Annotated in this window: 8 protein-coding genes and 1 pseudogene; 5 read left to right on the top strand and 4 right to left on the bottom strand. The window is 63.2% G+C overall.

The annotated features are described in order from the left end of the window. Positions 1 to 62: 62 nt before the first annotated feature. Positions 63 to 442: pseudogene (locus NXT3_RS06285) on the bottom strand (rhodanese-like domain-containing protein). 253 nt (positions 443 to 695) lie between these two features. Continuing rightward, complete coding sequence (gene aspS / locus NXT3_RS06280; RefSeq protein WP_097539490.1) at positions 696 to 2,483, bottom strand: aspartate--tRNA ligase; 1,788 nt, start codon at positions 2,481 to 2,483, stop codon at positions 696 to 698. A gap of 292 nt (positions 2,484 to 2,775) precedes the next feature. On the opposite strand from aspS, the gene NXT3_RS06275 reads away from it, so the two are divergent. From NXT3_RS06275 to NXT3_RS06255, 5 genes are all read left to right on the top strand, one after another. Then, the gene (locus tag NXT3_RS06275) at positions 2,776 to 4,062 is read left to right on the top strand and encodes an MFS transporter (protein WP_104838973.1); all 1,287 of its coding nucleotides are present in this window, start codon (positions 2,776 to 2,778) and stop codon (positions 4,060 to 4,062) included. Between the two features lie 72 nt (positions 4,063 to 4,134). Beyond that, a complete protein-coding gene (locus tag NXT3_RS06270; RefSeq protein WP_104839948.1) occupies positions 4,135 to 5,535 on the top strand; it encodes a multicopper oxidase family protein in 1,401 nt (466 codons plus the stop codon). Between the two features lie 80 nt (positions 5,536 to 5,615). Beyond that, positions 5,616 to 6,767, top strand: a complete 1,152-nt coding sequence (rnd, locus tag NXT3_RS06265) for a ribonuclease D (protein WP_104839947.1) — start codon at positions 5,616 to 5,618, stop codon at positions 6,765 to 6,767. 160 nt (positions 6,768 to 6,927) lie between these two features. Continuing rightward, positions 6,928 to 7,947: an adenylate/guanylate cyclase domain-containing protein gene (locus tag NXT3_RS06260; RefSeq protein ID WP_104838972.1), complete on the top strand. Its 1,020-nt coding sequence runs from the start codon at positions 6,928 to 6,930 to the stop codon at positions 7,945 to 7,947. Between the two features lie 160 nt (positions 7,948 to 8,107). Beyond that, positions 8,108 to 9,460 (top strand): esterase-like activity of phytase family protein, encoded by a 1,353-nt coding sequence (locus tag NXT3_RS06255; RefSeq protein ID WP_104839946.1) that lies wholly within the window; start codon positions 8,108 to 8,110, stop codon positions 9,458 to 9,460. 71 nt (positions 9,461 to 9,531) lie between these two features. Here the strand turns inward: NXT3_RS06255 and ppx are convergent, their stop codons facing one another. Both ppx and NXT3_RS06245 read right to left on the bottom strand, forming a co-directional pair. Beyond that, positions 9,532 to 11,055 (bottom strand): exopolyphosphatase, encoded by a 1,524-nt coding sequence (gene ppx, locus NXT3_RS06250; protein WP_104838971.1) that lies wholly within the window; start codon positions 11,053 to 11,055, stop codon positions 9,532 to 9,534. Positions 11,056 to 11,066: 11 nt separating this feature from the next. Continuing rightward, a complete protein-coding gene (locus NXT3_RS06245) occupies positions 11,067 to 13,253 on the bottom strand; it encodes an RNA degradosome polyphosphate kinase (protein WP_086022722.1) in 2,187 nt (728 codons plus the stop codon). Positions 13,254 to 13,298: the final 45 nt, after the last annotated feature.

Here is a 13,298-nt window from a genome sequence, read left to right as displayed (position 1 = left end):
GTTGCATGTTCATCGGCCGCGATTGCGGCCGGAATGGCCAAGGCTCGACAAGGACCTCACGGTCACGCGGGTTCCGTATCGATACCGGCGTCGGCCAGTTCCTTGAAGCCGCCGATGTTGAAAACCGCCGTATATCCCATCTCCTGAAGTGTCTTGCCCGCGAGTGCGGACCGGCCGCCGGAAGCGCAATGCAGAAGGACGGTCTTGTCCTTCTGAAAGGCCGGGTTGTGGTATTGGCTCTCCGGATCTGCGCGAAACTCCAGCATGCCGCGCGAGACGTTCAACGCTCCTTGATCCTGCCGGTCTGCTGGACTTCCGTCGGATCACGGACGTCCACGATGAGCACATCACCGGCGCGCATCTTCGCGGCGGCTTCGGCGGGAGACAATTTCGGGACTGCACTATTTGCTTCCGCCAGCAGATCCTTGACATTCCTTGCCATCATTCTTCTCCCATTGACGCGCTGCTACTGCATGTCTCCTTAAATCGACCTCGATTTAGGGACGAAGATATGCAGATTCAAAGTACTACAGCGACCTTTGCGCGTCTCGTAAAACGCGCGGCGCTGTGGTGAGCAGCGGCATAAGGGAACGCCTCAAGAGAATCCCTGTCAAGGCGAGCGGCCGGACGGCGTAGTTTCCCAAAGAAAAACCCGGCGAGTCGTCTCGCCGGGCTTACTTCGCTTCTTCTGGAGCTCAGTCCTTTTTCTGCGGGATCGGCCGGATCGCCAGTTCGCGCAGCTGCGCCGGCGTTGCCGGCGACGGCGCACCCATCAACAGATCGACCGCCTGTTGGTTCATCGGGAACAGCGAGATCTCGCGCAGGTTCTTGGCTCCGACCAGCAGCATGACGATTCGGTCGATGCCGAAGGCCATGCCACCATGCGGCGGGGCGCCGTATTGGAAGGCGCGGTAGAGACCGCCGAACTGCGCTTCGACATCCGCCTGACTGAGGCCGACATTCTCGAAGGCCTTGACCATCAGCTCCGGCGACTGGTTACGGATCGAGCCGGATGCGATTTCGAAGCCGTTGCAGACCATGTCGTACTGGAATGCCTTGATCGACAGCAGGTCGTCGCCCGAGAGCGCCTCGAGGCCGCCCTGCGGCATCGAGAACGGGTTATGGGCGAAGTCGGCGCGCTTCTCGTCCTCGTTCCATTCATAGAACGGGAAGTCGACGATCCAGCACAGTTCGAAGCGGTCGCGATCGACGAGGTTCAGCTCCTCGCCGGCCTTGGTGCGGGCTTCGCCGGCGAATTTGTAGAACTTGGCCGGCTCGCCGGCGACGAAGAAGCAGGCGTCGCCATCCTCGAGGCCGAGCTGCGTGCGGATCGCATCGGTGCGCTCCTCGCCGATGTTCTTGGCGAGCGGGCCTGCCCCTTCGAGCTTCTCGCTTTCCTTGCGCCAGAAGATATAGCCGAGGCCGGGCTGGCCCTGGCTCTGGGCCCAGGCGTTCATGCGGTCGCAGAAGGCGCGGCTGCCGCCGGTCTTGGCCGGAATAGCCCAGATTTCCACCTTCGGGTTGGAGGCAATCATGTTGGCAAAGACCTTGAAGCCGGAGCCGGCGAAATGCCGGGTGACGTCCTGCATCTCGATCGGGTTGCGCAGATCCGGCTTGTCGGATCCATATTTGCGGATCGCCGTGTCATAGGGAATGCGCTGGAACTTTTCGGTGACGGGCTTGCCGCCGGCGAAATCCGAAAAGATCGCGCGGATCATCGGCTCCATCGTGTCCCAGACGTCTTCCTGCTCGACGAAGCTCATCTCCAGGTCGAGCTGGTAGAATTCGCCCGGCAGCCGGTCGGCACGCGGGTCCTCGTCCCGGAAGCACGGCGCGATCTGGAAATAGCGGTCGAAGCCGGCAACCATCAGGAGCTGCTTGTACTGCTGCGGCGCCTGCGGCAGTGCGTAGAAAGTACCGGGATGAATGCGGCTCGGCACGAGGAAGTCGCGCGCGCCCTCCGGCGACGAAGCCGTCAGGATCGGCGTCGTATATTCGGTGAAGCCGATGTCGGTCATTCCCCGGCGCATGGCGGCAATGACCTCGGTGCGCTTGATGATATTCTTGTGCAGCGTCTCGCGGCGCAGATCGAGGAAGCGGTACTTGAGGCGCACGTCTTCCGGATAGTCCGGCTCGCCGAAGACCGGCAGCGGCAACTCCTTGGCGGCCGACAACACCTCGATCTCGCGGGCATAGAGCTCGATCTCGCCGGTTGGCATGTTCTTGTTGACGGTCTCGTCGGTGCGCGCCTTCACGGTTCCGTCGATGCGGATGACCCATTCACCGCGCACGGTTTCCGCCATCTTGAAGGCGGGCGAATCCGGATCGGCGACGACTTGGGTGACGCCATAATGGTCGCGCAGGTCGATGAAGAGCACGCCGCCATGGTCGCGGACGCGGTGAACCCAGCCGGAAAGGCGAACGGTGGAGCCGACATCCGACTTGCGGAGAGCGGCACAGGTGTGGCTGCGGTAACGGTGCATCGTCTGGTCCTGGAATTGCAAATGGCCGCGCGAGGCTCGCCAAGGCGGGCGCGGCGGCATAGCCAAAGTCGGGCGGAAAAGCGCATGATGCGCCGGATTTGTCAAGGCCGCGGCGCTCCCGCTGCCCGTCCGATCGGCACTGTCCATCGCAACGTCGCTGCGACTATGCGCCCCTCGGCGGGGACGACACCCGAAAAGGTCACAAATCGCGACTGTCCCCGCCTATCCCGGATCGCTAAACAGAAGAAAGACCCACCCGCTCACGAGTCGCCGCCGTAAAGCCGGATGCGCCATGTCCCAGATTCGCCCGCTCATCCCCCTCCTCCTCACCGCCGGCATCCTGATCGGCGGCAACGGACTGCAGGGCACCTTCATATCCTTGCGTGCGCTGGAGGAAGGCTTTTCGACGTCGCTGATCGGCCTCGTCGGCGCCGGCTACAATATCGGCTTTGCGATCGGCTGCGTCTATGTCGCCCGCATCCTTCGCGCCATCGGTCATATCCGTACCTTCTCGGCAATGGCGGCAATCGCCTCGGCGGCAGCAATCGCGATGGTGCTCGTCATCGATCCGGGCTTCTGGTTCCTGATGCGGCTCGTCGCCGGCATCTGCTTCGCCGGCCTTTTCGCAACGGTAGAAAGCTGGCTGAACGCCAGCGTCACCAATGCCAGCCGGGCCCGCACGCTGTCGGTCTACCGCCTCGTCGATCTCGGCTCGGTGACCGCCGCGCAATATCTGATACCCGGCGTTGGGATCGGCGGCTTCGAGCTCTTCGCCATCATCTCGATGGCGCTGACGCTCTCGCTCGTACCGATCTCCTTTGCCGACCGGTCGAGTCCGATCGCACCGGAGGCGATCCGCTTCGACGTCAAGGCGCTCTGGAACATCTCGCCGCTCGCCACTATCGGCTGCATCGTCGTGGGGCTGACCAATGCCGCCTTCCGTTCGCTCGGGCCGATCTATGCGCAGGAGATCGGGCTTTCGGTGACCGCCATTGCGACCTTCATGAGCGCCGGCATCATCGGCGGCGTGGTGTTGCAATATCCGCTCGGGCATTATTCCGATCAGATCGACCGGCGGCTGATCATCCTCATCGCCACTTTCGGCTCACTTGTCGCCGGTCTCTTCCTCGCCTTCGGCGCCGGCAGCGACGAATGGCTGAATTTTGCCGGCATCTTCGCCTTCGGTGCCTTCGCCATGCCGCTCTATTCGCTCTGTTCGGCCCATGCCAACGACCACGCCGCCGAAGGCCAGCATGCGCTGGTCTCCGCCGGCATGCTGTTCTTCTGGTCGCTCGGCGCCATCATCGGACCGCTCTTCGCCTCCTTCATGCTCGACCTTTTCGGACCGCGGGCGCTCTTCATCTATACTGCTGTTATCCTTTTCCTCTTCATGCTCTACACGCTGCAGCGCATGACGGCGCGGGAGGCCGTGCCGGCCGGCGAGCGTGCGATGCCGTTCCGCAATCTGCTACGCACCTCGTCCTTCTTCAACAAGCTGGCCGGCGGCAGTCAGCAGCAAGATCGCCTGCGGCAAGATGCACGGTCTCCGCGAATTGCTGAACGCGAGGATCAGGTTTAAAACGGCGCCATTCCCGAAACGCTGCGGGCAACGCCATCGCTCTGCCGCCCGCCTTTTTCGAATGTGGACGCCATGACCCCGATGCTGAGCCGCCGCAGTTTTCTTCAGGGCTCGGCGGCGCTCGGCGGCGCCTTTGCGCTCGGCGCCGGACTTGCAGCACGCGCCGGAGCGACTGCCGAACCGCAAGTGCTGACGGCACAGCTTGCGCAAGCGCAGATCGCGGCCGACGGCGTGACGCCCGTCATGACCTACGGGCTCGGCGATGCGCCCCATTCCGGCATGCCGCCGGTCTTGAGGATGCGCAAGGGCGAGGCCTATGCGGCCAGGCTGGTGAACCGGCTCGATGAACCGACAACGATCCATTGGCACGGCTTGCGGGTCGCTAACGCCATGGATGGAGTGCCGGAGATGACCCAACCTTACGTTTATCCCGGCGATCACTTCGACTATGTCTTCACCCCGCCCGACGCCGGCACCTTCTGGTACCATCCCCATTGCAACACGCTGACACAGATGGGCCACGGCCTCACCGGCGTCATCGTCGTCGAGAATCCGGCGGACCCCATTTACGACGCCGAGATTGTCCTCAATCTTCGCGACTGGCGGCTTGGCGCCGGGGGGAAATATATCGACCCGTTCAAACCGCGGGATGCGGCGCGGGGCGGCACCTACGGAACGGTCAGAACCGCCAATTGGCAGAAGGAACCGGTTTACGACGCGCCCGCCGGCGGCCTCGTCCGCGCCAGGATCGTGGCGACCGACGTGACGCGGATCTATACGGTCGGTGTAGAGGGCGCAAAGGCGAAGGTGGTCGCGCTCGATGGCAACCCGGTCGAACATCCGTTCCTGCTCGACCGCTTGGATATCGGGCCGGGGCAGCGCGTCGATCTCGTCCTGCGCATGCCCTATAGCGAAGGGGGGCGCGCGACGCTTGGCAACTTCCGCGGCTCGAACCCTTGGACGATCGCAAGCTTCCGGGCGGCCGGACCTGCCCTGAATCGGGATCTTGGCGACGTCGCTCCCCTCCCCGCCAACCCTGTCGCCGAAGCCGACCTGTCGACGGCGAAACGGATTCCGCTCGAGCTCACGGCGACCGCGGAACACAAGGCGACGCCGTCGATCTGCGGATCGCTCGGCTACACCTTCTGGGCGCTGAACAAGGTTCCGTGGCCGGGGGACACGCCCGAGCCGATTGCGCCGATCGAGGAAATGAAGCTCGGCAAAAGCTATGTGCTCGAAATCGCCAATCGCACGCCGCATGCGCACCCGATCCACCTGCACGGCTTGAGCTTCCGCATCCTCAGCTCAAACAAGCGGAGCTTCCTGCCGCCGCCAACCGACACGATCCTGCTCCTGCCGGACGAACAGGCGGAGGTGGCGCTCGTGGCCGACAACCCCGGCGACTGGGTGATCCACTGCCACATCATCGAACATCAAAAGACCGGGATGACCGGCTATTTCAAAATTATCTGACATTTTCGATTGTTACCGCCGCAGCGAAACGATAGAGGGAAGGCTCAAGCCTCATTTTCGCCATAGTGATTTCAGTCCCGATGATTCAGACGACAGTAGAACTGGAGGCCGCCTGCCAAGAGCTGGCCCGCTCGAGCTATATTACGATCGACACGGAATTTCTGCGCGAGACCACATTCTGGCCGGAACTCTGCCTGATCCAGATGGCGAGCCCGGATGCGGCGGTGATCGTCGATCCGATGGCGCCGGGAATCGACCTCGCGCCCTTCTTCGCGCTGATGGCCAATGCCGACGTCGTCAAGGTCTTCCACGCGGCGCGCCAGGACATCGAAATCATCCACCACCTCGGCAACCTCATTCCGCATCCGCTTTTCGACACGCAAGTGGCGGCCATGGTCTGCGGCTTCGGCGACAGCGTCTCCTATGACCAGCTCGTCAGCCGCATCAAGAACGTGCAGATCGACAAGTCGTCGCGCTTCACCGACTGGAGCCGCAGGCCGCTCACCGACAAGCAGCTCGAATATGCGCTGGCCGACGTAACGCATCTCAGGGACATCTACCATTACCTCAAGGCGGAGCTCGAGCGGGAAGGACGCTCCTCTTGGCTGGCCGAGGAAATGGCCATTCTGGAGAACCGGGAGACCTACGATCTTCACCCGGAGAATGCCTGGCAGCGCCTGAAGATGCGCGTCAGAAAGCCGATCGAGCTGGCGGTGCTGCAGAAGATCGCCGCCTGGCGCGAGCGCGAAGCACGGTCCCGCAACGTGCCGCGCGGCCGGATCATCAAGGACGACGCGATCTACGAGATCGCCCAGCAGCAGCCGAAGGATGCGGAAGCACTCGGCCGGCTGAGGACCATTCCCAAGGGTTGGGAGCGTTCCGCTGCCGGGACCGCGATCATCGAGGCGGTCACCGAGGCGCTGGCGCTTCCGAAGGCCGATCTGCCCCGCCTGCCGCGCCAGAACCACGCGCCGGAGGGCGCTGCGGCAGCGGGCGAGATGCTCAAAGTGCTCCTGAAGCTCATCGCCGAAAAGGAGGGCGTGGCGGCCAAGATCATCGCCAGCAGCGACGATCTCGATCGGATCGCCGCCGAAGGCGAAAAGGCCGACGTCGCCGCGCTGCACGGCTGGCGCCGGGAGCTTTTCGGCGACATGGCGCTGAAGCTTATCAATGGCGAGGTGGCGCTTCGCTTCGTCGGAAAGAAGATCGAGGCGATGGAAATCGGCGGTTGAACGGCGGCAGCCGCCAACACCTTTCCGCCCGAATCCGGTCTTAGCCAGACGAATTGAAATGCTGATCCGACTCAACGGATCAGGTGTTCGCACTGCCGCGAATGAGACTTCCGCAGGCGCGGCCATTCCTTCCGCTGTTTGATTCCCGAGGCCATCGCGCATGCGCTGGAGATTTTCCACGCTCGAATTCATTTTCCTGCTTCTGGTTCTTGCCGGCAGCGGCGTGGCCTATGCATGGGTCGTCTATGGCGACGGAGCGCTGATCGGCGCGACCTTTGCGGTGTTCATCTGCATGCCGGTCCTTGCCTTTGAACGCCGCATCATCCTGCGCCGCCTCTACAGGGCGATCCACAGCCTTCCGACACCAGCCTTTCTCCTGTCCTCCATCGCCGTCTATTTCGCCGTCGAAAATCTCGGTTTTGTGGCGGCGGGGGTGGTGCTGAAGACGACGGGCGTGCTGCAGCAGTCCTGGAGCGAGGCGATGGTGCCGTCCTTCAATGTGCTCGTCTATGCGCTCGTCGTTTCCGGTCCGATCATTTTCGTGCTGCGGGTGCGGGAACTGCTCGGCCGCGACGTCTTCCTGAGCTTGCTTATGGGACGCTACCGCAAGCCGGTGCAGGAGGAACGCGTATTCCTGTTTATCGACGTCGCCGGCTCGACCGCCTATGCCGAGCGCTTCGGCGACCTCAGGATGCAGGAATATCTCGGCAAACTGTTTGCGGAGCTCGCCGATCCAGTGCTGCGCTATCGCGGCTCCATCGACGACTATATCGGCGACGCCGCGGTCATCACCTGGCCTTTCGACCGAGCCGTGGCCGACGCCGCCTGCATTCGCTGCGTCTTCGACATTCTCGACCAGGTTCAAGCTTCCGCCTCCCGCTGGCACAAGGTGTACGGCGAGGTCCCACGCCTGCGCGCGGCCCTCCACGGAGGAACGATCGTTGCCGCCGAAATCGGCGTCGACAGGCACAAGATCACCTATTTCGGGGACACCGTGAACACGACGGCGCGTCTCGAAGGTCTCTGCCGAACGCTCGATCGGCAGGTGCTGATTTCCGCCGATCTGTTGCGGCGCATGCGCCTGCCGACCTTCGTCAGAAGCGAGGACCTGGGAGAGCACGAGATCAAGGGACGCGGCCAGAAACTCGGGGTATTCTCGCTGCGCGCCGTGCAACTGTAGCGCGCGCCGGGAGGCACCGTCTTCGCTCCCCTGGGCGGCCGGTATGGCCGTCATCAAAGCTTCACCGGCCTGTCAGAGAAGCGTCAACTCGCCGTCATCAAAGCCGCCTATCGGGAAGCGACACAGCTCGAACCCAACAGCTCGAACCCAGGTGAATTTGATGACGAAATCCATCCTCGCCGTCGCCTTGACGCTCCTGTCGGCGACCGCCGCGCTCGCCGATGAAAAGGCCTTTCCGGCGACACTGAAGGCCCATGCGGTCCTGCGGGCCAATACGATCATTGCCGCGCCTGCGGATGCGGCGGAATACCTCATGACTTCGGGCAAGTTCTCGACCGTCGACCGCAAGCGCGCGACGGAGCTCGGCAGCGTAGCGGGCAAGGACGGCGTCCGCCCGACCGGCCTTTCTCTCCCCTTCAACGGCCAGCCGATGCAGGGCTTCTCCGGCATCAAGGCGATGCCGGACGGCACTTTCTGGAGCCTTTCGGACAATGGCTTCGGCAACAAGCTCAATTCGACCGACGCGATGCTGATGCTGCATCATCTGAAAATCGACTGGGACGCCGGCAAGGTCGAAGCGTTGAAAACCGTCTTCCTGTCCGATCCCGACCGCAAGGCGCCCTTCCCGATCGTCATGGAAGGCTCTGCCACACGCTATCTCACCGGCGGAGACTTCGACGTCGAGTCGATCCAGCCGGTCGCCGACGGCTTCTGGATCGGCGAAGAATTCGGTCCCTACGTGCTGAAGTTCGACACGACCGGCAAGCTCACCGACGTGATCCCGACGACGGTGGACGGCAAGCCGGTGCTGTCGCCGGACAATCCGACGCTGACGCTCCAGGCGGACCCGTCGAAGAGGGCGCCCGCTTTCAACCTCAAGCGCTCCGGCGGCTATGAAGGTCTGGCTCTGTCCAAGGACGGCACCAAACTCTACGGCCTGCTCGAGGGGCCGATCTGGACCGACGGCGAAACGGTCGAACAGGCGGATGGCCGCCCGGCGCTCCGCATCGTCGAGCTCGAGGCCGCAGCCAAGGCCTGGACCGGGCGTAGCTGGCTCTATCCGCTCGCCGAAGGCGGCGAGGCGATCGGCGACTTCAATATGCTCGACGAAAAGTCGGCGCTGGTAATCGAGCGCGACAATGGTGCCGGCACCGTCGACAAGGCCTGCGTCGATCCCAAGGATCCGAAGCCGGATTGCTTCGCGGTCGGGTCGAAGCTGAAGCGCGTCTACAAGATCGCGATGGACGATGAGTATGTCGGCAAGGCCGTGCGCAAGATCGGTTACATCGACCTCCTGAAGATTTCCGATCCGGACAACAGGAAGCGCCAGGGCGGCGACGGCTATTATGACATGCCTTTCGTCACCATCGAGAACGTCGATCGCGTCGACGACGCGCATATCATCGTCGGCAACGACAACAACCTGCCCTTCTCCGCCGGACGTGCGCTCGACAAGGCAGACGACAACGAATTCGTGCTGCTCGAAGTCGGCGACTTCCTGAAAGCCGAATAACCGAACGGTCGCGCGTGGAGACCCGCGCGCGACCGTTCCCACCATCTGAAACGACGCCGCTTGGTGACCGCTCAGCTCTCGAAGTGGAAAGCGAGCTTCTTGCCCGTCAGCCGGCTCAGTTGCTGCAGGCGGACGTCGAGACGTTCGCCCTCGAAATCGAGATAGGCCGCGGGCACGACGAATTCGAGATCGACCTCCGGCCGCGGCGACGGCCGCAGGGTCAGATGGCGCGCGACGCCCGGCATCGAGGCGGAGAAGAGATAGGCAACCCGCAACAGGCCGCCGAGCAGCTTTGCCAGTTCGAGCAGGCGCGGCGTGGTGATGCCGGCGAGCGGGCTGGTGGCGCCGTCGTCGTTGAGCCCCTCGAAACGATAATAATTTGCAAGCGCGATATAGGCGCGGCCGGCATGGGTAATGCCGGTGAAAGCGGAGTGCGCGATGATGTTCAACGCCTGCAGGCCGCGATAGTCCGGATGCGCGCGCCAGCTGATATCCGCCAGCAGGCAGGCGGCCTCGCGGTAACGGCGCTCCTCCTCGGCTTCCTCGATGCCGAAATGCGGCACCATCCGCCCGGTCCACTCGGCAAGCTCGCGCGCATGTTCCGGGGAGCGGGCGCGCAGGATGGCGATCTCGTCGGCAGCGGTCAGTAACGGGTCCTGAAGGCGTTCGTCGTCGGAAAGGAGCGAGTAGAGGTAGCCTTCGCGAACGCCAAGCGCCGAAAACGAAATGCGCTCGGGCTTCATGATCGAGATCGCCTCCTGCATCGTCACGGCGCCGAATGGCAAGAGGCTGCGACGGCTCTTGGAAATTGTCGCGAAGGCGGAGGGCTTCAGGGTCTTGGGCTCGATCACTTCGGCCAGGATCGCCATCGCCTCGTCATAGGAGATCTCATAGCCCTGCATCATGTGCAGCGGATAGCCACGCATTTCCATCTGCAGCTTGGCGATGGCGCGCCAGGTTCCGCCAACGGCGTAGAAGGTGCGCCCGGTACCCCGCCCCAGTACATCCGCGCCCTTCATGAACTTCCGCACCCAGGTGCGCGCCCGGCTCAGGGAGCCGTTGCTGTGCTCGAACAGCCGGATGCCGCCGAGCGGCAAGGTGATCCCGTTGCCGATGCGCCTGCCCTCGACCTCGACCAGTTCGAGCGAACCGCCGCCAAGGTCGCCGACGATGCCATCCGGATCGTGATAGCCGCTGACGACGCCCATGGCCGAGTAATAGGCTTCCTCCTCGCCGGTGAGGATCCGAACCTTCTGATCGAGAATGGCTTCCGCCTTCTCGATGAAGACGGCGCCGTTCGAGGCCTCGCGCGCGGCGGCCGTCGCCAGCACATACATTTGCGTGGCGCGGGCCTGGTCGGACAGCGCACGGAACCGGTGCAGCGCTTTCAGCGCCCGCTGAACGCTCTCCTCCTCCATCCGGCCGGTGGCGTCGATGCCCTTGCCGAGGCCGCACATCACCTTCTCATTGAAGAGCACGGTCGGGGCACGGCTAAGCCCCTCGTAGACGACGAGGCGAATGGAGTTGGAGCCGATGTCCACGACGGACACCGGGCGTATGCCGGGCAGACGCCCCTGCGCTTCAGATTCGACCATGCGATTCCAGTTTACTTGCGCCAACCGCTATTCCAGCCGGCAATCAGCTTCGGTGCACTGGACTTCAGAGCCTCACCCCGGCCCGAAAGGCTGGGATTGGTCATGAAATAATGCTGCGCGTTGAACGGCTCGGCGTCCTTGTCGACTTCCATGCGGCGCGAGGTGCCGTCCGGAAGAATCTCGTAGCTCTGCTGGTTGTCGATGAGATTGCCAAGCATGATCTGCGAAAGAACCTGTTCGTGCACAGTCCGGTTGATGAGAGGCACGAGCGTCTCGACCCGCCGGTCCAGGTTGCGCGGCATCATATCCGCCGAACCGATATAGACAAGCGCATTTTCCGAAGGCAGGCCGTGGCCGTTGCCGAAGCAGAAGATCCGGGAATGCTCGAGGAAGCGGCCGACGATGGACTTGACACGGATGGTTTCGGAAAGCCCGGGGACCTGGGGCCTCAGGCAGCAGATGCCGCGAACGACGAGATCGATCTCTACGCCTGCGCGGCTTGCCCGGTAGAGAGCATCGATGATTTCCGGATCGACGAGCGCGTTCATCTTCATCCAGATCGCCGCCGGCCGACCCGCTTCGGCGTGCGCAATCTCCTCCTCGATGTGCTTGAGGATCCGCGGGCGCATGGTGTGCGGCGAGACCGCGAGCTTCATCCCCGCCTCCGGCTCGCCATAGCCGGTGATGAAGTTGAAGATGTTCGCCATGTCGTGGGCGATCACCGGATTGCAGGTGAAGAACGAAAGATCGGTATAGATCTTCGCCGTGACCGGGTGGTAGTTGCCCGTGCCGAGATGGCAATAGGTCCTGAGCTTGCCCTCTTCCCGCCGCACGACCATCGACATCTTCGCGTGGGTCTTCAATTCGATGAAGCCGAAGACCACCTGGACGCCGGCGCGCTCGAGGTCGCGTGCCCAGCGAATATTCGCCTCCTCGTCGAAGCGGGCCTTGAGCTCGACAAGCGCGGTGACCGACTTGCCTGCCTCGGCGGCATCGATAAGCGCGCGCACGATCGGGCTGTCGTTGGAGGTACGATAGAGCGTCTGCTTGATCGCCAGCACGTCGGGATCGCGCGCCGCCTGCAGCAGGAACTGCACGACGACGTCGAAGGACTCGTAAGGATGGTGGACCACCATGTCCTTCTCGCGGATCGCGGCGAGGCAGTCGCCGCCGTGCTCGCGGACGCGTTCCGGGAACCGTGGATTATAGGGCTCGAAACGAAGGTCCTCGCGCGGCGCCTTGGTGATTTCGGAAAGCGTGTTGAGCGCCAGCAGCCCGGGCAGCACGGCGACGCGGTTGTCCGGAACGCCGAGTTCGTGCACGACGAACTGGCGCAGCGACGCCGGCATTTCGGAATCGGTTTCGATGCGGATCACCGACCCGCGGCGGCGGCGCTTCAACGCCGTCTCGAACAGCCGGACCAGATCTTCCGCCTCTTCCTCGACTTCGATATCGCTGTCGCGGATGATCCGGAACGTCCCCGAACCCTGAACCTCATAGCCCGGGAACAGGCGGTCGATGAACAGGCCGACGACATCTTCGAGAGTGATGTAACGGATGACGTTCTTGACGTCCGGCAGGCGGACGAACCGGTCGAGTGCCACCGGCAGGCGCAGGAGCGCCGTCATCGGCTCGCGGCCGGTCTTACTGACGAGTTGCAGGCCCATGGAGAAGCCGAGATTCGGAATGAACGGGAACGGGTGCGCCGGGTCGATCGAAAGCGGCGTCAGGACCGGGAAGATCGACTGGTCGAATTCATTGGCGAGCCAGCTCTTGTCCTGCGCCGAAAGAGAAGCCGGACGCACGATCAGAATATCTTCCTTGGCGAGATATTGCTGGAGGACTGCGAGCGATGCCTGCTGCTCCATCTGGAGATTGTCGATCTCCTTCAGGATCTCGTCGAGTTGTTCGGCCGGCGTCTTGCCGTCCGGGCTGCGCAACGAAACGCCCGATCGCACCTGGCCCTCGAGGCCGGCGACGCGGACCATGAAGAATTCGTCGAGGTTGGCAGCTGAAATCGACAGGAAGCGGACGCGCTCCAGGAGCGGATGCGCGGTGTTCAGCGTCTCCTCGAGTACCCGGCGGTTGAATTGAAGCCACGAGAACTCGCGGTTGATGAAACGCTCGGGGCTCGTCAGAAGGTCAATTTGCTCCGCCGGCGCCCTGTTTTCGGTGATTGCAGACGTCGCGTTATCCATTCCCATCAGACCCCATTGCTCCGGATGAACGAGCTATCCCACTTT

The sequence above is a fragment of the Sinorhizobium fredii genome (genome assembly GCF_002944405.1).
Lineage (GTDB): Bacteria > Pseudomonadota > Alphaproteobacteria > Rhizobiales > Rhizobiaceae > Sinorhizobium > Sinorhizobium fredii_C.
This window is presented reverse-complemented; position numbering and strand designations above follow the sequence as displayed.